General features: G+C 73.8%; 17 protein-coding genes and 1 pseudogene. 6 read left to right on the forward strand and 12 right to left on the reverse strand.

All coding sequences use genetic code 11. The features are described from left to right. The first annotated feature begins 43 nt into the window (after window positions 1-43). The gene (locus ABZU46_RS15625) at window positions 44-1,177 is read left to right on the forward strand and encodes a lytic polysaccharide monooxygenase (RefSeq protein WP_354858135.1); all 1,134 of its coding nucleotides are present in this window, start codon (window positions 44-46) and stop codon (window positions 1,175-1,177) included. Window positions 1,178-1,228: 51 nt separating this feature from the next. Here ABZU46_RS15625 and hemQ read toward each other — a convergent pair whose 3' ends face one another. From hemQ to hemE, 3 genes are read right to left on the reverse strand one after another with little or no spacing between them, the layout of a single operon-like run. Beyond that, window positions 1,229-1,930: a hydrogen peroxide-dependent heme synthase gene (hemQ, locus tag ABZU46_RS15630; protein ID WP_354858136.1), complete on the reverse strand. Its 702-nt coding sequence runs from the start codon at window positions 1,928-1,930 to the stop codon at window positions 1,229-1,231. After that, the gene (hemG, locus tag ABZU46_RS15635; protein WP_354858138.1) at window positions 1,927-3,336 is read right to left on the reverse strand and encodes a protoporphyrinogen oxidase; all 1,410 of its coding nucleotides are present in this window, start codon (window positions 3,334-3,336) and stop codon (window positions 1,927-1,929) included. The genes hemQ and hemG overlap by 4 nt, the downstream gene beginning before the upstream one ends. A gap of 7 nt (window positions 3,337-3,343) precedes the next feature. Next, a complete protein-coding gene (gene hemE / locus ABZU46_RS15640; protein WP_354858140.1) occupies window positions 3,344-4,441 on the reverse strand; it encodes a uroporphyrinogen decarboxylase in 1,098 nt (365 codons plus the stop codon). Window positions 4,442-4,590: 149 nt separating this feature from the next. On the opposite strand from hemE, the gene ABZU46_RS15645 reads away from it, so the two are divergent. Then, window positions 4,591-5,163, forward strand: coding sequence for a DUF3000 domain-containing protein (locus ABZU46_RS15645; protein WP_266250991.1), 573 nt, complete (start codon window positions 4,591-4,593; stop codon window positions 5,161-5,163). 27 nt (window positions 5,164-5,190) lie between these two features. On the opposite strand, the gene ABZU46_RS15650 is transcribed toward ABZU46_RS15645, so the two are convergent. Together ABZU46_RS15650 and ABZU46_RS15655 are read right to left on the reverse strand one after the other, a co-directional pair. Continuing rightward, entirely contained in the window at window positions 5,191-6,129 is a 939-nt protein-coding gene (locus ABZU46_RS15650) for a hypothetical protein (RefSeq protein ID WP_354858141.1), read from the reverse strand. A 195-nt stretch (window positions 6,130-6,324) separates the two neighbouring features. After that, window positions 6,325-7,557, reverse strand: coding sequence for a trypsin-like peptidase domain-containing protein (locus ABZU46_RS15655; protein WP_354858144.1), 1,233 nt, complete (start codon window positions 7,555-7,557; stop codon window positions 6,325-6,327). A 266-nt stretch (window positions 7,558-7,823) separates the two neighbouring features. On the opposite strand from ABZU46_RS15655, the gene ABZU46_RS15660 reads away from it, so the two are divergent. The 4 genes from ABZU46_RS15660 to ABZU46_RS15675 all read left to right on the forward strand — a co-directional run bounded on the left by ABZU46_RS15660 (window position 7,824) and on the right by ABZU46_RS15675 (window position 13,482). Continuing rightward, a complete protein-coding gene (locus ABZU46_RS15660) occupies window positions 7,824-9,149 on the forward strand; it encodes a ribonuclease D (protein WP_354858146.1) in 1,326 nt (441 codons plus the stop codon). A 109-nt stretch (window positions 9,150-9,258) separates the two neighbouring features. Next, entirely contained in the window at window positions 9,259-10,455 is a 1,197-nt protein-coding gene (locus ABZU46_RS15665; RefSeq protein WP_354858147.1) for a thiolase family protein, read from the forward strand. Next, on the forward strand, window positions 10,452-12,512 hold the full coding sequence (locus ABZU46_RS15670; RefSeq protein WP_354858150.1) for a 3-hydroxyacyl-CoA dehydrogenase NAD-binding domain-containing protein: 2,061 nt from the start codon (window positions 10,452-10,454) through the stop codon (window positions 12,510-12,512). Before ABZU46_RS15665 ends, ABZU46_RS15670 begins: the two co-directional genes overlap by 4 nt. Before the next feature lie 181 nt (window positions 12,513-12,693). Continuing rightward, window positions 12,694-13,482, forward strand: coding sequence for a hypothetical protein (locus ABZU46_RS15675; RefSeq protein WP_354858152.1), 789 nt, complete (start codon window positions 12,694-12,696; stop codon window positions 13,480-13,482). A 66-nt stretch (window positions 13,483-13,548) separates the two neighbouring features. On the opposite strand, the gene ABZU46_RS15680 is transcribed toward ABZU46_RS15675, so the two are convergent. The 7 genes and pseudogenes from ABZU46_RS15680 to ABZU46_RS15710 form a co-directional block, all read right to left on the reverse strand. After that, window positions 13,549-14,100 carry a levansucrase gene (locus tag ABZU46_RS15680; protein WP_354858154.1) on the reverse strand — a complete coding sequence of 184 codons (552 nt, stop codon included), beginning with the start codon at window positions 14,098-14,100 and terminating at the stop codon, window positions 13,549-13,551. Between the two features lie 36 nt (window positions 14,101-14,136). Further along, on the reverse strand, window positions 14,137-14,598 hold the full coding sequence (locus tag ABZU46_RS15685) for a VOC family protein (protein WP_354858156.1): 462 nt from the start codon (window positions 14,596-14,598) through the stop codon (window positions 14,137-14,139). Continuing rightward, window positions 14,595-14,913 (reverse strand): annotated as a pseudogene (locus ABZU46_RS15690) (VOC family protein). Before ABZU46_RS15690 ends, ABZU46_RS15685 begins: the two are co-directional and overlap by 4 nt. 147 nt (window positions 14,914-15,060) lie before the next feature. Next, window positions 15,061-16,242 carry a HAMP domain-containing sensor histidine kinase gene (locus ABZU46_RS15695; protein ID WP_354858158.1) on the reverse strand — a complete coding sequence of 394 codons (1,182 nt, stop codon included), beginning with the start codon at window positions 16,240-16,242 and terminating at the stop codon, window positions 15,061-15,063. Further along, window positions 16,239-16,907 carry a response regulator transcription factor gene (locus tag ABZU46_RS15700; RefSeq protein ID WP_039907546.1) on the reverse strand — a complete coding sequence of 223 codons (669 nt, stop codon included), beginning with the start codon at window positions 16,905-16,907 and terminating at the stop codon, window positions 16,239-16,241. The genes ABZU46_RS15695 and ABZU46_RS15700 overlap by 4 nt, the downstream gene beginning before the upstream one ends. 85 nt (window positions 16,908-16,992) lie before the next feature. Continuing rightward, on the reverse strand, window positions 16,993-18,288 hold the full coding sequence (locus ABZU46_RS15705; protein ID WP_354858162.1) for a PQQ-binding-like beta-propeller repeat protein: 1,296 nt from the start codon (window positions 18,286-18,288) through the stop codon (window positions 16,993-16,995). Then, complete coding sequence (locus ABZU46_RS15710) at window positions 18,285-19,562, reverse strand: PQQ-binding-like beta-propeller repeat protein (protein WP_354858164.1); 1,278 nt, start codon at window positions 19,560-19,562, stop codon at window positions 18,285-18,287. The genes ABZU46_RS15705 and ABZU46_RS15710 overlap by 4 nt, the downstream gene beginning before the upstream one ends. Window positions 19,563-19,570: the final 8 nt, after the last annotated feature.

Genomic DNA, 19,570 nt, shown 5'->3' on the forward strand with positions numbered 1-19,570 from the left:
CTGTCCGGGTGTCGTCGTCCGACCTCATCCCCCCGGGGGCTCCATGTCCACTCTCGCCCGATCACCACGCGTGCTCCGGCCACTCGCCATCGCGGCGGCCGCCACGCTCCTGCTGACCACCGCGCTGAGCGTCGCGCTGGTCCAGCCCGCCTCCGCGCACGGCTCGGTCGTCGACCCGGCCTCGCGCAACTACAGCTGCTGGCAACGCTGGGGCAGCGACTTCCAGAATCCCCGGATGGCCACCGAGGACCCGATGTGCTGGCAAGCCTGGCAGGCCGACCCGCAGGCCATGTGGAACTGGAACGGGCTGTTCCGCGAGGGTGTGGCCGGCAACCACCAGGCCGCCGTCCCCAACGGCCAACTGTGCAGCGGCGGACGCACACAGAACGGTCGCTACAACGCCCTGGACACCGTCGGCGCGTGGAAGGCCACCCCGGTGTCGAACAACTTCCGGCTGCGCTTCTTCGACCAGGCCAGCCACGGCGCCGATTACATCCGGGTGTACGTGACCAAGCAGGGCTTCAACTCGTCGACCGAGGCGCTCGGCTGGGACGACCTGGAGCTGGCCGGCCAGATCGGCAACACCCCGGCGTCGCAGTGGAACCCGGACACCGGTGGCGTCTCCATCCAGATCCCGGTCAGCGCGCCGGGCCGCACCGGACGGCACATCGTCTACACCGTCTGGCAGGCCAGCCACCTGGACCAGTCGTACTACCTGTGCAGTGACGTGGACTTCTCCGGCGGCACGAGCACGCCGCCGCCCACCACGCCACCGCCGACGACCCCGCCGCCCACCACGCCACCGCCCACCACCCCGCCCCCGAGCACGCCGCCGCCGAGCACGCCGCCGCCGAGCACTCCCGCGCCGGCCGGCGCCTGCTACGCGACGTACACGATCACCGGTCAGTGGGCTGGCGGCTTCCAGGCCGAGGTGAAGGTGACCGCGGGGGCCAGCTCGCCGACGCAGAGCTGGTCGGTGAGCTGGAACTTCAACAACGGTCAGAAGGTCGCGTCCGCGTGGAACGCCAACGTCACCACCAACGGCACACTGGTGACCGCGCGCAACGTGAACTACAACGGCGCCCTGGCCGGCGGAGCGAGCACCACGTTCGGCTTCCTCGGCTCGTGGACCGGTAGCAACCCCGTTCCCCTGGTCTCCTGTACGAAGACCAGTTGATCCCCGTCCGGCGCCGCACCCGGGCGGGGGTGCGGCGCCGGCCGGCGGGGATCAGACCAGGCAGTTGACGATCTCGGCGACCGACCGGCGGCGGCCCGTGTAGAACGGGACCTCCTCGCGGACGTGCCGGCGGGCCCCGGAGGCGCGCAGGTCCCGCATCAGGTCGACGATCCGGTGCAGCTCGTCGGCCTCGAACGCGAGCATCCACTCGTAGTCGCCCAGCGCGAACGAGGCGACCGTGTTGGCGCGTACGTCCGGGTAGCCGCGGGCCATCTTGCCGTGCTCGGCCAGCATCTCGCGCCGCTCGGCGTCGGGCAGCAGGTACCACTCGTACGAGCGCACGAACGGGTAGACGCACAGGTAGGGGCGGGCCTCCTCGCCGGCGAGGAACGCTGGGATGTGGCTCTTGTTGAACTCCGCCGGCCGGTGCAGCGCCATCTGCGACCAGACCGGGGTCAGCGCCCGGCCCAGCGTGGTGCGGCGGAACCGCAGGTACGCGTCCTGCAGCGCGTCGCTCGACGCGGAGTGCCACCAGATCATCACGTCCGCGTCGGCGCGCAGCCCGGAGACGTCGTACACGCCCCGGATCACCACGTCCTTGCCGGCCAGCTCGTCGAAGAGGGACTCGACCTCACCGGTGACGTTGTCCCGCAGGGACGGCAGTGGGGCGCTGGCCCGGAACACCGACCACATCGTGTAACGGATGCTGTCGTTCAGCTCCCGCAACCGGGCCGCGTTGGTCTGCTCGGTCATCTCGCCGATCCTCCCAGTGCTGTGATGATCTCGTCGGCCGCCGTCTCGCCGGAGCGGACGCAGACCGGTATGCCGACACCGTCGTAGCCGGCGCCGGCCAGAGCCAGGGTGGGATGCGCGGCCCGCAACGCCGTCCGCGCGGCGGTCACCCGGTCGGCGTGCCCCGGGGTGTACTGGGGCAGCGCGCCGCCCCACCGCTGCACGTGCCCGTCGACCGGGGCGGGCAGCGGGGCGCCGAGCACCGCCGACAGCTCCCGGTGCACGGTCGCGGCCAGGTCCGCGTCCGGGCGTTGGAGCTGCGCCTCCTCGCCGTAGCGGCCCACCGAGGCGCGCACCAGCGCCAGCCCGTCCGGCCGCCGCAGGTGCCCCCACTTCGTGGTGAAGAACGTGGCCGCCTTGATCAGCAGCCCTTCGGTGCTCGGCACCAGGAAGCCGGACAGCTCGGGCAGCAGCGGCTGCGGCAACGCCAGGGTGACCAGCGCGACGCTCGCGTAGTCCAGCTCGCCCACGGCCGAGGCGGCCACCGGGGCCGGGCCGGCGAGCAGCCGGGCCGCCGGCCGGGCCGGCACAGCCAGCACCACGGCGTCCACGTCGACCAGCTCAGGATCGCGGGTCGGGCCGACGGTGAGCCGCCACCCCGTGCCGGTGGGCGTGAGGTCACGCACCGCGGCGTCCCGTCGTACCGTCGCGCCGCTGGCCGTCACCGCAGCCTCGACCAGGGTGCTGAGCCCACCCGCCAGGGTGCCGAAGACCGGGGCGCCCGGCGCGCGCGGCGCGGCGGCCTGCGCCGCCCGGACCGCGCCGACCAGGGTGTGCTCCACCCGCGCGGCACGGGCCAGCGCCGGCATCGTGGTGACCAGCGACAGGTCGTCCGCGCGGCCCGCGTACACGCCACCCAGCATGGGGTCGACCAGCCGGTCGACCACCTCGTCGCCGAAACGGGACCGGACCAGCGCGCCCACCGAGACGTCCGCGTCCGGCCCGACCAGCGGCCGGCCGCCGTCGGTGTCGGCGTCCGCGGCCGGGCGCGCGACCGTGGCCACCCGCTCCAGATCCCCGGGTACGCCCACCAGCGTCCCGCCCGGGATGGGGCGCAGCCCTCCGTCGACGACAAGCGCGGCCTGCCCGACGCTGGGGTGCACGATCTTCTCGGCCAGCCCGAGCCGGCGAGCCAACGCCACCGCCGCGCTCTCGGCCCCGGTCGGGTCGCGCATCAGGAACGACTCGGCGCCGAACTCCACCGGCGCGCCGGCCAACGTCCCGGTGCGCAGCTTGCCGCCCACCGCGCCGGACTGCTCGTACACAGTGATCTCGGTGCCCTCCGGCGCGCGGTCGCGCAGCCGGACCGCGGCGGCCAGCCCGGCGATCCCGCCGCCGACCACCGCCACCCGCCAGGGCTGCCGCATCGCCGTGTCAGCCCTGGTCGGCCCGGCGGCTGGAGACCTCGTGCACCAGCGCGACCACCCGGGTCAGCACGTCCGGGTCGGTCTCCGGCAGCACACCGTGGCCGAGGTTGAACACGTGCCCGGGGGCCGCCCGCCCCTGCGCCAGGATCCGGCGCACCTCGGCCTCCACCACCGGCCACGGCGCGAGCAGCACGGTCGGGTCCAGGTTGCCCTGCACCGCCTTGTCCGGGCCGATCCGGTGCGTGGCCACGTCCAGCGGAGTACGCCAGTCGACGCCGACCACGTCCGCGCCGGCCTCGCCCATCGCGCCGAGCAGCTCGGCGGTGCCGACCCCGAAGTGGATGCGCGGCACGCCCGCGTGCGCCAGCCCGCTCAGCACGGCCGTCGAGTGCGGCAGCACGTAACGGCGGTAGTCGGCCTCGGAGAGCGCGCCCGCCCACGAGTCGAACAGCTGCACGGCGGACACGCCGGCCTCGATCTGCACCCGCAGGAAGGCCAGCGTCACCTCGGCCAACCGGCCGCAGAGCGCGTGCCACAGCTCGGGATCGCCGTACATCAGCGCCTTGGTCTTCGCGTGGGTCCGCGACGGGCCGCCCTCGACCAGGTAGCTGGCCAGGGTGAACGGCGCGCCGGCGAAGCCGATCAGCGGGGTGTCGCCCAGCTCGACCACCAGTTGGCGGACGGCCTCGTCCACGTACGGGACGTCGTCGCGGCCGATCGGGCGGATCCGCTCGATGTCGGCGGCGGTACGGATCGGCTCGGCCACCACCGGGCCGGTGCCCGGCACGATGTCCAGGTCGATCCCGGCCGCGGCGACCGGCACCACGATGTCGCTGAACAGGATGGCCGCGTCGACCCCGTGCCGGCGCACCGGCTGGAGGGTGATCTCGGTGACCAGCTCCGGGCGACGGCAGGACTCCAGCATCGGCACGGTGGCCCGGATCTCCCGGTACTCCGGCAGTGAGCGGCCAGCCTGGCGCATGAACCAGACCGGGGTGTGCGGGCCGGGCCGACGCCGACAGGCCCGGATGAAGGGCGAGTCGGCCGGGCCGCCGGGGCGCGGGTGTCCGTCTCGGGCGGCAGTGCCCGTGGTGTCCGTGGTCATCGCCGCAATCGTGCCACGCCGCCCGACCCCAGCCCGCCGCGGGTGAACGGAAGGGGACGCACCTAACGTCCGTCGCGCGGCCGGGCGGTCGGGGTACGTGTCGGCGCGCCGTCGAAGCGGGTGGGCCGACGGCGGCATAGGCTGCCGACATGGCCCCCCCGATCGCGCTCCCGGAGACCTTCGCCCGCGCGGTCGCCGGGCTGCGGTCGCCGGCACCCCGACCGGAGATCACCCTCGAGGAGGTCGGCGCCCCCCAGCGGCTCGCGCCGTTCACGTTCGCGCTCTCCGCGACGGTGCTGCGCGACGGCGACGAGGTGGCCACCGGCCGGCTGATCCTCCTGCACGACCCGGCCGGGCACGAGGCCTGGCAGGGCACGCTGCGACTGGTCACCTACGTGACGGCGGAGTTGGAGGTCGACCTCGCCGCCGACCCGCTGCTCCCCGGGGTCGGCTGGACGTGGCTGACCGACGCCCTCGACACCCAGGACGCGGGTCACCGGGCGATCGGCGGGACGGTCACCCAGACCATGTCGACCCGGTTCGGCGACCTCGCCGGGCCACCGACGGCCGGCGACATCGAGATCCGCGCCTCCTGGACGCCCGTCGACGACGACCTCGCCCCCCACCTGCTCGGCTGGTGTGCCCTGCTCGCCTCGACGGCCGGCCTGCCCCCACCCGGGGTCACCGCCCTGGCCGACCGCCGTCCGGCCGCCACCGCCTGAGACCCCGGCGGCGGCCGGCACAGCGGATCAGAGGTAGTTCTCCGCCTCGTTGCACACCTTGTCGAGGCCCTTCATCGCCGCGTCGTACGCGCCCTTGTTCCCCGCCGCCGCCGCACCCAGCGCGGTGGTCAGCTTGTCCAGGCAGCTCGCGATGACCTTCTTCTGCCGGGCCTGCTCGTCGCGGTCGTTGCGGGTGCCGGTCAGGTCCTGCTCGGTGTTGTCGAGCTTGTCCTGCATGGCCTGCAGATCGGTCTTGAGCTTCCCGATCTCGGTGGTGTTGGCCGCGATCGTCCCGTCGCGCTGGCTGACCTGACCGGTGAGGCGCTTCTCGGTCCGGTTCAGCTCGTTGTTCTTGGTCACGAACAGCCCGGTCATCACCCCGCTGAGCACGAAGAGCAGCGCGGCCACCAGGGCCAGCACCAGCACCGCGCGACCCCGCCGCGGAGCCGCGGCAGCGCCGTACGGCACCATTCCGGGCGGGCCCGACATGGGCTGCCCGTACGCCGGGCCGGAGACCGGCGGCGCGGACATCGGCTGGCCGTACGCCGGACCGGAGACCGGCGGCGCGGACATCGGCTGGCCGGCGTAGGGCGGGGCGCTGGCCGGGTAGCCCGGCGTCTGCGGGGTGCCGTACTGCGGCTGCGTGGGCGCGGCGGCACCGTACTGCGGCGCGGCCTGACCCGGCGCGTACTGCTGCTGCGGTGCCGTCTGACCCGGCCCGTACTGCTGCGGCGGCGTGGGCTGGCCCGGCGCGTACTGCTGCGGCGCGGGCTGCCCGGCCGCGTGCTGCACCGTCGCGTCGGGGTCGGGCGCGTGCTGCACCGTCGCGTCGGTGCCGGCCGCGTGCTGCACCGTCGCGTCGGTGCCGGCCGCGTGCTGCACCGTCGCGTCGGGGTCGGGCGAGCCGGCCGGCGGAGTCGGGGTGGCGGGCGGGAGACCCTCCGGCCCGGTCGGTGGCTGGGACATGTTCTTCCTCCAGGTGAGCAGGTCCTCCGCCGGTAGGCGCGACGGACCAGGTGCAGCGGCGGGATCGTCCGGGACCGAGGACCCGGATGGGTCGGGGACGGCCGGGGAGGCCGTCAGGCGCGAGCGGCCGGGGAGGCCGTCGGTGGCGGGAGCGGCCGGGCGGCCGTGGGTGGCGCGAGCGGCTGGGGCCGCAGGTCAGCAGATCTTGAAACCGTCGCAGGCGACCTTGATCGGGATGGCGAGCCCGATGCCCTCGGCGTCACGAGCCTTGGCGGTGGCGATGCCGACCACCTGCTTGCTGCCGTTGATCACCGGGCCGCCGGAGTTGCCGGGGTTGATCGGGGCGTCGAACTGGATGGCCGGTCCGGAGCCGCCCTGCGCGGCGCGCAACGCGCTCACCACACCGGTCGTGACGCTGTCCTCCAGGCCGAGCGGAGCACCGACGACGATGATCTGCTGCCCGGACTTCACGGCGCTGGGTGCGGTGACCAGGCCGGCGAACTTGCCGGTCGCCCGCAGGTGCGCCACGTCGTTGGCCTTGTCGACCTTGACGATGGTGGCCGGGAAGCGCTGGTCCGTGCGCTCCAGGAAGACCTGCCGGCCGCCGCTCTCCCAGATCGACTCGACCACGTGGAAGTTGGTGAACAGGTTCGTGCCGCCACCGGCGGCCGGCTTGCCCACCGCGAACGCGGTGCCGGTGAACTGGCCGGCCCGCACCCGGAAGACGCTGGGCAGCACGGCGCTGGCCACCGCCTCGGGGTTGAACGCCGCCCCGGCCTGCTTCTCCAGCGCGTCCGTGCGCTGTTCCAGGCCGTCGAGGCGGGTGCCGTCGCCGTCCTGGGCCTGGGCCAGCCGGCGGTCGGTGGCGGCGAGCCGGTCGCCGAGCCGGTCGAGCTGGTACGCCTGCAGGCCGGCCACGGCGGCCAGCGCGACGACGAGCAGCACGGCGAGCACCACTGGCCAGCGACGCCGGGTGGGTCGCGCAGGCGGGGTGACGCCCGGCCAGCCGGGCTGACCGGGGTGACCCGCGGTCGGGAACGGCGGTGCGCTGGCCAGGTCACCGGCGGGCGGATAGCCGCCGGCGCCGTAGGCCGTGGGAGCGCCCGGGGCGTACGGTCCGGCGCCGTACGACGCCGGACCTGCCGCGTACGGCGCTGGCCCGGGCGCGTACGGCGCGGCCGTGCTGTGTCCAGCGGCGGGGCCCGGCGCAGCGGCCGTGGTGTGCGGGCCGGCCGGCACGGGCCCCTGGGGCGCCGCGCCCCACTGGCCGGCGTTGGGTGGGGCCGCCCAGCCGGCACGGGGTGCCGGGACGGCGGCGGAGGGCTCGACCCCGGGGCCCGGTGCACCGGCCCAGGTGGCGCCGACCTCCGGGTGCGGTTCGATGCGCGGCGGCAGGGGGCCCGGCCGTTCGGCCGCCCGCCCGCTCACGTCGTCAGGCTCGGCGCCCGTTGGCCGTGCGTCCCCCGCACCGAAGCCAGCCGTCATGATCGTCTTGCCCTTCCCCGTGGTCGTGCGCTTGCGGCCACGGCCCAGGATCACCCGAGCGGGGCCGGCGGCTCGATGGACCGTACCTGCGCGAACGGGCTTTGTCTCCCCCAATGTCCGGCATCCGAAGGGACACCTTGTGGACACCTGACCGACACACGCCGGACCGGCTGCACACGCCGGATCACGGCGCGCACTAGGGTTGGCAGGTGACCGACGAACCACCCCTGCGCCGTCGGCCCACCGAAGAACTCCCGGGACACGCACCCCAGCACCCGCCGTCGGCCCAGCCGCAGCCGGCGGGCGAGGGGCCCGACCCGACCGACGGTGGGCCCGTTCCGCTGACCGCCCCCCGCGACGGCACCCCTGATCCGGTGACCACCCCGGCCGAGCTCGCCGAGGTCGTGGCACGGTTCGCGGCGGGCACCGGCCCGGTTGCCCTGGATGCCGAGCGCGCTTCGGGGTACCGGTACAGCCAGCGCGCGTACCTGGTGCAGCTGCGCCGCGAGGGCGCCGGCACAGCGCTGATCGACCCGCTGCCGCTGCCCGACCTCAGCACGCTGGACGCGGTGATCGGCGAGGCCGAGTGGGTGCTCCACGCGGCCAGTCAGGATCTGCCCTGCCTGGCCGAGGTGGGGCTGCGTCCGCGCCGGCTGTTCGACACGGAACTGGCCGCTCGGCTGGCCGGGTTCGAGCGGGTCGGCCTGGCCGCGCTGACCGAGCAGCTACTCGGATTCACCCTGGAGAAGCATCACTCGGCGGCCGACTGGTCGAGTCGACCGCTGCCCGAGTCGTGGCTGACCTACGCCGCGCTCGACGTGGAGATGCTCACCGACCTCCGCGACGCGCTCGACGCCGAGCTGGCCCGGCAGGGCAAGTCGGCCTGGGCCGCCGAGGAGTTCGCCGCCCTGGTCCGGACCGGCGCCCGGCCGCCCCGGGTCCGCGCGGAACCCTGGCGGCGCACGTCGGGCATCCACCGTGTGCGCGGGGCGCGGGCCCAGGCCCGGGTCCGCTCGTTGTGGTACGCCCGGGACCAGATCGCGGCCCGGCGGGACGCCGCGCCCGGCCGGGTGCTGCCGGACTCGGCCATCGTCGCCGCGGCCGAGCTGGACCCGAAGGACGAGAAGACGCTGCTGACGCTGCCCGGCTTCGGGGGGCGGTCGGTCCGTCGGCTGGCCCGTACCTGGCTGGCCGCGCTCGACGACGCCCGGGAGCTGCCGGACGACGCGCTTCCGGTCATCCCGGCGGTGGAGGGCCCACCACCACCGCACCGGTGGGCCGAGCGGGACCCGGTGGCGGCCGGTCGCCTGGCCCGCTGCCGGGAGGCGGTGGTCCGCATCGCGGGCGAGCACAACCTGCCCCCGGAAAATCTGATCACCCCGGATTCGGTACGCCGTCTGGCGTGGAGCCCGCCGGAGGAGGTCATCGAGGACACGGTGGCGGAGTCCCTGCGCGGCTTCAACGCCCGCGAGTGGCAGATCGCCCTGCTGACCCCCGACCTGACCCAGGCCCTGGCCCCCAACCCCATCCCCTGACCTGCCCCCGCTCTCTGGTGTGGGGTGTGCCACAGCGGGGGGCGGGCGGCAGGTTGGTTACTGGCGAGTAGCATCCGGGGTAACGTGCCCGTTCGGCTAGGAGGCTCAAGTGCCCCGTGAAGTTCGGGATGTCGTCTTCGTCGACGGCGTCCGTACCCCGTTCGGCAAGGCGGGTGGCATGTACGCCAACACCCGCGCCGACGACCTGGTGATCCGCTGTATCCGTGAACTGCTGCGCCGCAACCCGCAGCTGCCGCCGGAGCGGGTCGAGGAGGTCGCCATCGCGGCCACCACCCAGATCGGTGACCAGGGCCTCACCATCGGCCGTACCGCAGCGCTGCTGGCCGGTCTGCCCAAGACCGTTCCCGGCTTCGCGATCGACCGGATGTGCGCCGGCGCGATGACCGCCGTGACCACCGTCGCGAGTGGCATCGCCATGGGCGCGTACGACGTCGCCATCGCCGGTGGCGTCGAGCACATGGGCCGCCACCCGATGGGTGAGGGCGTCGACCCCAACCCGCGCATCATCGCGGAGAAGCTGGTGGACCCGTCGGCGCTGGTCATGGGCGCCACCGCGGAGAACCTGCACGACCTGGTCCCGCACATCACCAAGGAGCGCACCGACGCGTTCGCGCTCGCCTCGCAGCAGAAGACGGCGAAGGCGTACGCCAACGGCAAGCTCCAGGACGACCTGGTGCCGGTGGCCATCCGCGACGCCGAGGGCGGCTGGGGTCTGGCCGGAGTGGACGAGGCCCCCCGCGACACGTCGCTGGAGAAGCTGGCCACCCTGAAGACCCCGTTCCGCCCGCACGGCAAGGTCACCGCGGGTAACGCGGCGGGCCTGAACGACGGCGCCACCGCGAGCCTGCTCGCCGACGAGGCAACCGCCCGCGAGCTGGGCCTGCCGATCGCCATGCGGCTGGTGTCGTTCGGCTTCGTCGGGGTGGAGCCGGAGGTGATGGGCGTCGGCCCGATCCCGTCGACGGAGAAGGCCCTGCGCCTGGCCGGGCTGACCATCGACGACATCGGACTGTTCGAGCTGAACGAGGCGTTCGCCGTGCAGGTGCTCGCCTTCCTCGACCACTTCGGCATCGCCGACGACGACCCGCGGGTCAACCCGTGGGGCGGCGCCATCGCCATCGGCCACCCCCTCGCCTCGTCCGGCGTACGGCTGATGACCCAGCTGGCCCGCCAGTTCGCCGAGCACCCCGAGGTCCGCTACGGCGTCACGGCGATGTGCATCGGCATCGGCATGGGCGGCACGGTCATCTGGGAGAACCCGCACTGGACGGAGGGCGACAAGTGAAGGCGCCGAACGAGGTCGTCACCAGGGCGCTGCTGCGCTCGGTGACCGTACCGGGGCTGGACCGACCCGCCGCCCTGATCACCCTGGACAACGGCTTCGACCACACCAAGCCGAACACCTTCGGCCCGGCCGGTCTGACCAGCCTGGACGAGGCCATCACGGCCGCGCTCGCCGCCGACCCGGCGTTCATCGCGGTCACCGGCAAGCCGTACATCTTCTGTGTGGGCGCGGACATCGTCGGCCTGCCGCAGCTCGCCGACCGCGCGCAGGCGCTGGAGATCGGCCGGCTCGGCCACCGGGTCTTCGCCCGGCTCAAGGACAGCACCGTGCCCACGTTCGCGTTCGTCAACGGCGCGGCCATGGGCGGCGGCCTGGAGCTGGCGCTGCACTGTCACTACCGGACGCTCTCCGGCGGCGCGGCGGCGCTCGCCCTGCCCGAGGTCTCCCTCGGTCTGGTGCCCGGCTGGGGCGGCACCCAACTGCTGCCGAACCTGATCGGCATCCCCGCCGCCACGCAGGTGATCATCCAGAACCCGCTCATGCAGAACAAGATGCTCAAGCCGAAGCAGGCCGCCGAGCTGGGCATCGCGGACGTGCTGCTGGAGCCGGCCGACTTCCTGGAGCGGTCGCTCGAATGGGCCGCCGGCGTGGTGCGCGGTCAGGTCACCGTGACCCGGCCCGAGGTCGACAAGGACATGTGGGCGGGCGTGCTCTACTTCGCCCGGGAGACGCTGAACCAGCGGCTGCACGGCGCGGTCCCGGCCGCGTACAAGGCGCTCGACCTGTTGGAGACGGCGAAGGACGGCGACTTCGCCGCCGGCACCGCCGCCGAGGACGAGGCCCTCGCGGACCTGGTCTTCTCCGAGGAGCTGCGCAGCGGCCTGTACGCCTTCGACCTCGTGCAGCGGCGGGCCAAGCGGCCGGCCGGCGCACCGGACAAGGGCCTGGCCCGCCCGGTCACCAAGGTCGGCATCGTCGGCGCCGGCCTGATGGCCAGCCAGTTGGCGCTGCTGTTCGCCCGCCGCCTCCAGGTGCCGGTCGTCATGAGCGACCTGGACCAGGCCCGGGTGGACAAGGGCGTCGGCTACGTGCACACCCAGATCGAGAAGGCCGTCACCAAGGGCCGGATGGACAAGGGCACCGCCGCCAAGCTCTACGGCCTGGTCAGCGGCACCGTCGACAAGGGCGCCTTCGCGGACGCCGACTTCGTCATCGAGGCGGTCTTCGAGGACCTGGGCGTCAAGAAGCAGGTCTGGGCCGAGCTGGAGAAGATCGTCTCCCCGGAGGCGGTGCTCGCCACCAACACCAGCTCGCTGTCCATCACCGAGATGGCCGCGGAGCTGGAGCACCCGGAGCGGGTGGTCGGCTTCCACTTCTTCAACCCGGTGGCCGTGCTGCCGCTGCTGGAGATCGTCCGGGGCGAGCGGACCGACGACGCCACCCTCGCCACCGCGTTCGCGGTCGGCAAGCAGCTCAAGAAGTCGAGCGTGCTGGTCAAGGACGCCCCGGCGTTCGTGGTGAACCGGCTGCTCACCCGCTTCCTGGGCACCGTCTTCGCGGCCGTCGACGCCGGCACGCCGTTGGACGTGGCGAACAGCGCGCTGGACCCGCTGGGCCTGCCGATGCGCCCGCTCGCCCTGCTCCAGCTCGTCGGGCCGGCCGTGGCGTACCACGTGGGCGGCACCCTGCACGAGGCGTTCCCGGACCGGTTCGGGGTCAGCGAGAACCTCAAGCGGATCGCCGACTCGGGCCAGCCGATCGTGGTCGACGACCAGGTCAACGACGAGGTGGCCAAGCTGCTCGTCGTCGGTGACCAGCCGCTGACCGCCGAGCAGGTACGCCAGAACGCGCTCGACGCGCTCGCGCAGGAGATCCGGCTGATGCTGGACGAGGGCGTGGTCGCCGAGGCGCAGGACATCGACCTGTGCATGATCCTGGGCGCCGGTTGGCCGTTCCACCTGGGTGGCGTCACGCCGTACCTGGACCGGACCGGCACCAGCGAGCGGGTCACCGGCCGGCGGTTCCTGCCGCTCGGGGCGGCGAGCCTGCCCGCCTGACACGACCCCAGCACCACCGTCGCGGTGGCCGGACCGTCCCTCGTGGACCGGGCCGGCCACCGCGCTCGTTGGTGACCGGCCCGGGAGCGCGCGGGACCGGGCGGGACCTGGGCGGGGGCCACGCTGGGGCGGTCGCCGGGTTACGATCACGCGCTTTGCACACCCATCCTGGAGCTGACTGATGTCCCAGCCGCCGGCCAACCCCTTCGGCCCGCCGCACGATTCCCCTCCCCCGCCGCAGCAGCCGGGCCAGCCGGCCGTGCCGCAGCAGCCGGGCCAGCCGCAGCAGCCCGGCGGTTGGCCGCCGCCGCAGCAGCAGGGCTTCCCGCCGGCTCAGCCGGGGCAGCCGTACGGCGACCCGAACCAGTTCGGCGGCCCGCCACCGGCGAAGAAGTCGAACGTCGGCAAGATCATCCTGATCGTGCTGGCCGTGGTGCTCGTGCTCTGCCTCGGCGGCGCGGCGATCACCTGGTTCGCGGTCAAGGACGAGGTGGGCGACGTCGTCGACGCCACCAAGACCCGGGTGGTCGCGCCGGCCACCCTCGCCGGCCGGGCGAAGAACACCGACCCGCAGTTGCAGACGATCGCCGACCAGATGGTCACCGAGATGAAGACCGAGGTGCAGAACGAGACAAGCACGATCGGCGCGTTCTACGGCGATCCGGCCAAGCAGGACCTGATCATGATCACGGCGGTGTCCGGCGTGATGGCCGACCCGAAGAAGGAGCTGGACGAGGCCGTCACCGGGCTGTCCAGCGAGCTGTCGGTGACCAACATGGCGGTGGCCGAGGCGGGCCCGCTGGGCGGTGACGCGCGCTGCGGCGACGGCAAGACCGAGGGCGTGCCGCTCGGCGTCTGCGTCTGGGCCGACCGGGGCAGCGTGGGCCTGGTGGTCATGTACTTCAAGTCGGCCGAGGAGACGAAGGCCGAGTTCGTCACCATCCGGGGCCAGATCGAGCAGCGCTCCTGACCCGTGCACGACCGGGGCCCCGGCCACCTCACGGTGATCGGGGCCCCGCCGTACGGCACGGACCGCTCAGGCTCCGGCCACCGGGAAGTACGCGTTCAACTTGCTCCGCAGGTGGGCCGCGTAGATGAAGCCGAGCGCCGGATTGCCGCGGTACGCGCTGGCCGTGCCGCTGCCGGCGTCCACCGCCACCGGACGGGCCACCGCGGCGAACTTCATCTGCTGGCCCCCCTGCGCCCACGCCGAGGCCGCCGGCTCGACCTGGGTGCCGACCAGGGCGGGGAACACGGCCACGCCGTTCTGAAAGCCACGCAGCTGCCCCTTGCGGGCCAACACGTAGTCCATCGCCGTGGCGGTGAACCTCTGCAGAGCGTCCGCCGTGACCAGCGTCGTCGGCGCGGCCACCGTGAACAAATGCAGCTTGGTCGCCATCCACCGCATCCTGAAGTCGCCCCGGTAGCCGATCAGCACCGGTACGCCGCCCCAGTCCTCGGTCCGCACCTCGCAGCCGTCGGCCCGAAGCCGCTCGCCGGTCGCGGTGAGGTACGCCTGCACCGGCTCGGTCGCCGTCGTGTCCATATCTGCCCACACATCCTTCATCTGGCTGCTGTGGTCGCTCATCCAACACCACGCCAACCTGTTACGCCGTCCCGTGGATCACGGCGACGCGACAGGATCCCCGGCGGCCGTCTCCAGCGCCTGGACCGGCTCGACGTCACCCGTCGCCGCGACGCCCGCCGGTGACGTGGCCCGCTCGGCCGCGCTGCGCAGCACGCAGAACTCGTTGCCCTCCGGGTCGGCGAGCACCACCCAGCCGGAGCCGTCCGGCCGGATCTGGTCCGCGACGTGCACCGCGCCGATGCCGAGCAGCCGCTCGACCTCGTCGGCCCGCGACCGGTCGGCCGGCTCCAGGTCCAGGTGCAGTCGGTTCTTCACCGCCTTGCCCTCGGGCACGGCGATGAACAGCACCTCCGGCCCGCCCGGCGGCAGGAGCATCGCCTCCGGGTCGCCCGGAAAGTCGTCGGGCTGCCGGGGGCAGTCGAAGACCTGCGACCAGAAACCGGCCAGGGCGTACGTGTCGCGACAGTCGAAGCTGATGTTGTGGATCGTCGAACTCACGGTTGGTCCTCCACAGTGGTGATGGCGACACGTTCCCCGGCGCTGCGCAGCACGCAGAACTCATTGCCCTCCGGGTCGGCCAGCACCGCCCAACCCGTCCCGTCGGCATGCCGCCGGTCGGCGACCATCGTGGTGCCGAGGCCGAGCACCCGCTCGATCTCCTCGTCGCGGGTTACCGCCTCCGGATCACCCGGGACGTCCTCGCTGTGCCGGGCGTAGGCCGAGCACGGCCGACCAGAAGCCGGCCAGGGAGTACGTGTCGTGGCAGTCGAAACTGATGTTGCGGATCCGTGGATACACGGGGGGTCCCTCCATGCTCGGATGGGGACGCTCCGCTGCCCGGGGTCAGCCGGCGACGACCCGGGGTGCGGAGCCCTGACTGGTGGACATCGACGTACCCCCCTTCGCCTCCGAGCTGACGGCGTGATCTTGCCACCGGCCGAGCGCCGTGTGCAACCCAATTCAGCCGGTGGTGGTCACCGCACCGGTCACCGCCGGGGCGTCCGCGGTCGGCAGGGTGACCGTCACCTCCAGGCCGCCGCCGGGCTGGGCGATCACCCGGACGGTGCCGCCGTGCGCCTGGCAGACCGCCCGGACGATGGACAGGCCCAGGCCGGAGCCGCGCGCCCCGGTGCGTTCCCGGCCACCGCGCCGGAACGGCTCGAACAGTCCGGGCACGTCGGCCTGGTCGACCTCGAAACCGGTGTTGCCCACCACCAGCCACGAGCGGTCGCCGTCGGTGCCGGTACGCACCCAGAGCCGACCGTGCAGGTGGTTGTAGCGGACCGCGTTCTCGATCAGGTTGCCGGCCAGCCGGTCGAGCAACCCCGGATCGCCGACCACCGGCGCGGATTCCAGCGACGTCTGCACGCGCAGGCCGATCCGCTCCACCTCGCGGCGCATCGCCGACAGCGCGTTGGCGGTGCCCGTCGCGAGGTCGCACTCGGTACGCCGGCCCAGCCGCCGCCCGGCCTGCGCCTCGCTGCGGGCCAGCACCAGCAGCGCGTCCACCAGGCTGTTCGCCCGCTCCGAGGCGTCCCGGACGACGGTCGCCATCCGGCGGTACTCGGCGGCGTCCGCGTCGTCGTCGCTGAGCGTCACGTCGATCTCGGTCCGCATCACGGCGAGCGGGGTCCGGAGCTCGTGCGAGGCGTTGGCCACGAAGCGCTTCTGCGCCTCGAACGCGGACGCGATCCGGTCCAGCATCGCGTCGAACGTCTTGGCCAGCTCGGCGACCTCGTCGTCCGCGCCCGAGTAGCCGATCCGCTGGTCCAGCGTCGCCTCGCCGAGCCGCTGGGCGGTCGCGGTCACCTGGTGCAGGGGCCGCAGCGCCCGGCCGGCCACGGCGTACGCGCCGGCCACCCCGACCACGCTGATCGCCAACAGCGCGACCAGGCCCTTGGCCAGCAGCTCCCCGGAGGCGGCGTCGACCAGCTCCCGCTGCCACTGGGCGGCGTCCATCCGCCCACCGTCGGAGAGCAGCACCGTCGTGCCGGGCAGCAGCTCGTCGGTGGGCCGCAGCGCGTCACGGACCAGCAGCCAGGCCAGCAGCACCAGGATCGCGCCCGCGCCGACCAGCAGCACCCCGTTGAGCAGCGTCAGCCGCAACCGCAGGGTGGGTCGCAACCGCCCCGGCCGGCTCACGGCAGGACCTCGGCCGTGCGGTAGCCGGCCCCCACCACCGTCTCGATCAACGGCGGGTCGCCGAGCTTTCGACGCAGCGTCATGACGGTCACCCGGACGATTGTGGTGAACGGGTCGGTGTTGGCGTCCCACACCCGCTCCAACAGCTCCTCGCTGGACACCACCGCGCCCCGGGCCTTGAGCAGCTCACTGAGCACGCCGAACTCCTTGTTCGTCAGGTCCATCGGCACACCGGCGCGGGTGGCGACCCGGCGGGCCGGGTCCAGCACCAGGTCCGCCAGTTCGAGAACCGGCGGCGCGGCCGGGGTGGCCCGCCGGCCCAGTGCCTGCACCCGGGCGACCAACTCGTCGAACGCGAACGGCTTGGGCAGGTAGTCGTCCGCCCCGAGCTGCAACCCCTCCACCCGGTCGGCCACCGTGCCGCTCGCGGTCAGCATCAGCACCCGGGTCAGCGCCCCGGAGGCGGCGAGGTCGGCGCAGATCTGGTCGCCGTGCACGCCGGGCAGGTCGCGGTCGAGCACCACCACGTCGTACCGGGTGACGAACGCCGCCTCGTGGCCGGCGTCGCCGTCGTACGCCACGTCCACCGCCATGCCCCGCTTGCGCAATCCACGCGCGATCGCGTCGGCGAGGTTGCGTTCGTCCTCCACCACCAGTACCCGCATCCCGGCCTCCTCGCTGCTGACCACCGACAACCTAGTGCCGGCGGGCAACAATCCTCCCTCGCCGCCCACACCGACCCGGCGGTGGTCAGCCAGGCAACCGCCACAGCCCGTACGCGCTGTCTCGGCGCCGGCAGAGCAGTCGCCCGGTGAGGGCCTGACAGTCCCCGGTCGCGTCCCGCAACACGTCCAGCATCCGTGCCCGGCCACCGGCGACGTCCAGCTCGGCGACGAGCAGGCCCCCGTCGGGATGGCGGCGTACGCCGATCAGCGGGTCGCCGAGGGCGAACCGGGCCAGCTCCCACCGACCCAGCTCGGCCAGCACCCGGCCGGTCGGTGGGTCGAGCACGACGAGTTCCTCCGCGCCCGGCCCGGCGCTGCTCACCGTGGTGGCCACCAGCCGACCGGCGTAGGGCCAGACCCACCCCCAGCGGTCGCTCCCCCAGAGGTCCCGACCGGTGGCGGTGTCGAGCGCCCGCAGCCCGCCGGAGCGGGTCTGCACGCAGATGACGACGCCACAGTCCGACGCGTACAGCGCCTCGCCGGCGGGCACACGCCACCGCTGGCGCAGGTCGTCGAGCCCGTACGCGGTGATCGTGGCCGACGGACCGCCGATGGTGAGCAGCAGGTCGTCCGCCAGTTGCACGGACAGGCTGGACCCACCGCCGGAGGCGCCCAGGTCGGTGCGGGCCAGCACCGCGCCGGTGGTCGCGTCGCGGACCTCGGTCGACCCGCGCAGGCGGACGACGACCACGCGGTCCACCCCGTGCTCGCCGTCGTGAAAGACGAACTCACCGCCGGGGCTGATCGGCACCTGCCAGCGCACGGTCCCGCAGCACGGGTCGACCCCGCGCAGGGTGTCCAGCTGGTCGTCGCTGCCGGCGGACCACATGAGGATGTTGCCGTCGGGAAGCGCGGCGGGGTTGCCGGGCTGCTGCCAGCGGTACGCCCCGGTCCGGCGGTCCAGCGCCATCGTGAGCGTCCCCTGACTGTCCGGGCCGACCTCGTGGCCGGTGACCAGCAGCGTCTCGCCCTGCTGCGCGACTCCCCAGTACCGGCCCTCGGTCGGCAACGGCACCTGCCAGGCCGGCTCGCCGCCGGGCAGCCAGGTGGCGGTGATCCGCCGCTGCCCCGTGCGGCCGAGCGGCTCGACGAGGACGAAGAGGTCGTCGGTGACCAGCGCGTCGGCGCCGAGCTCGGCCTGCACCGTCACCACCTCGCGCCGGTGCAACGGCCCCGAACCGGCGAGGCCGGCGAGCACCAGCAGCAGGACCAGCGCGCAGCGCAGGGGCCGCTGCCGGGCCAACGGCGGGCGGGGCAGCCGGACGGTGTCGAGGTCCGGCCCGTGCCGCAGCTCCCCGAGGTCGATCACCGGACCGGTCACCGGGGCAACCGCCACAGCGCGGTCGAGCCGTCGAGGCGGCGGCAGAGCAGGACGGGCAGCGCCGCCTGGCACCCACCGACCACGCCCGGCAGCACGTCCAGGATCCGCGTCCGACCGGCGGTGAGGTCCAGCTCGGCGACGACGAGCCGGCCGTCGGGAGTCGGCCGTACGCCGATCAGCGGGTCGTCGCGGCGTAGCTGGTCCACCAGCTGCCACCGGCCCAGCTCAGCGCGTTCCCGCCCGGTCTGGGCGTCCCGCACCGCGTACCGTTGCTCGGGCGCGGCCACCAGCAACATGTCCCGCCGGACGTCGACCAACGTGTCCGGCCCCGGGTCCGACCAGCGAACGGCGCCGGTGGCGGGGTCGATGGTCTGGATGGCGCCGGTCTGCTGGACCGTACAGAGCAGGTCCGCACACGGGACCGCCCAGGCCACCAGCGGCACCGACGACGTCCACACCCGGTCCAGTCCGGGCAGCCGGAAGGCGACCAGCCCGGTGCTGCCGGGCGGGACGAGCAGCACGAGGTCGTCCACGACCTGCACCCGCTGGAACGCCGACCGGGCACCGGGCAACGTGTCGACGCTGCGCAGCAGGTCGCCGCTGCCGGCGTCGTACACCTGCAGCTCACCGGTCGGCTGGACGAACACGATCTGGTCGACCTGACCCGCCGGCCCGTGGTAGTCGGGGCTGCCGGACGGGATGGGCACCGACCAGAGCACCCGGCCGGTGTCGGGCACCACCCGGCTCACCGTGCCCGGCCCGTCGCCCAGGTCGTTCGCGAGGAGCAGGCCCCCGTCGGCCGTTCGCCTGGCGATTCCCGGCTGGCGCCAGCGCCGCTGGCCCGTCCCGGCGTCGAAGGCGGTGGTCTCCAGCACCCCGTTCGCGGTGCTGGCACCCACCGCCAGCAGCATCCCGCGGTCGGCCCAGACCGCCAGGAAGTCGCCGCTGCGTTCCAGCGGTGCGCGCCACCGGCGCCGCACGCTGTCCCCGCCCCTCGGCCCGGGACGGCCGTAGGCGGTCAGGTACCGGTCGCCGATGGGAGTCGACGTGTCGACCACGACGATGGCGTCCTCGGTGAGGTACACCGAGGCGCCCGGCGAGGCCGGCACCGACGTCACGATCCGTTGCCGCACCGGGGTCGCGCTGGCCAGCGTGACGAGGGCCAGCAGCAGCACCGCCGCGCTGCGCAGCCGACGGCCGGCGGCGCGCGGTCGGCGGGCCGTCGCCCGCGACTCGGGCTCGTCCCGGACCTCGCCCAGCTCGATGATCGACAACGGCCGTC

The organism is Micromonospora sp. NPDC005197 (genome assembly GCF_040608295.1).
Lineage (GTDB): Bacteria > Actinomycetota > Actinomycetes > Mycobacteriales > Micromonosporaceae > Micromonospora.

Excerpts from the sequence above, each read along its gene's own strand:
- ABZU46_RS15625 (WP_354858135.1), top strand. The coding sequence starts at position 44 with ATGTCCACTCTCGCCCGATCACCACGCGTGCTCCGGCCACTCGCCATC.
- hemQ (WP_354858136.1), bottom strand. The coding sequence starts at position 1,930 with ATGACCGAGCAGACCAACGCGGCCCGGTTGCGGGAGCTGAACGACAGC.
- hemG (WP_354858138.1), bottom strand. The coding sequence starts at position 3,336 with ATGCGGCAGCCCTGGCGGGTGGCGGTGGTCGGCGGCGGGATCGCCGGG.
- hemE (WP_354858140.1), bottom strand. The coding sequence starts at position 4,441 with ATGACCACGGACACCACGGGCACTGCCGCCCGAGACGGACACCCGCGC.
- ABZU46_RS15645 (WP_266250991.1), top strand. The coding sequence starts at position 4,591 with ATGGCCCCCCCGATCGCGCTCCCGGAGACCTTCGCCCGCGCGGTCGCC.
- ABZU46_RS15650 (WP_354858141.1), bottom strand. The coding sequence starts at position 6,129 with ATGTCCCAGCCACCGACCGGGCCGGAGGGTCTCCCGCCCGCCACCCCG.
- ABZU46_RS15675 (WP_354858152.1), top strand. The coding sequence starts at position 12,694 with ATGTCCCAGCCGCCGGCCAACCCCTTCGGCCCGCCGCACGATTCCCCT.
- ABZU46_RS15680 (WP_354858154.1), bottom strand. The coding sequence starts at position 14,100 with ATGAGCGACCACAGCAGCCAGATGAAGGATGTGTGGGCAGATATGGAC.
- ABZU46_RS15700 (WP_039907546.1), bottom strand. The coding sequence starts at position 16,907 with ATGCGGGTACTGGTGGTGGAGGACGAACGCAACCTCGCCGACGCGATC.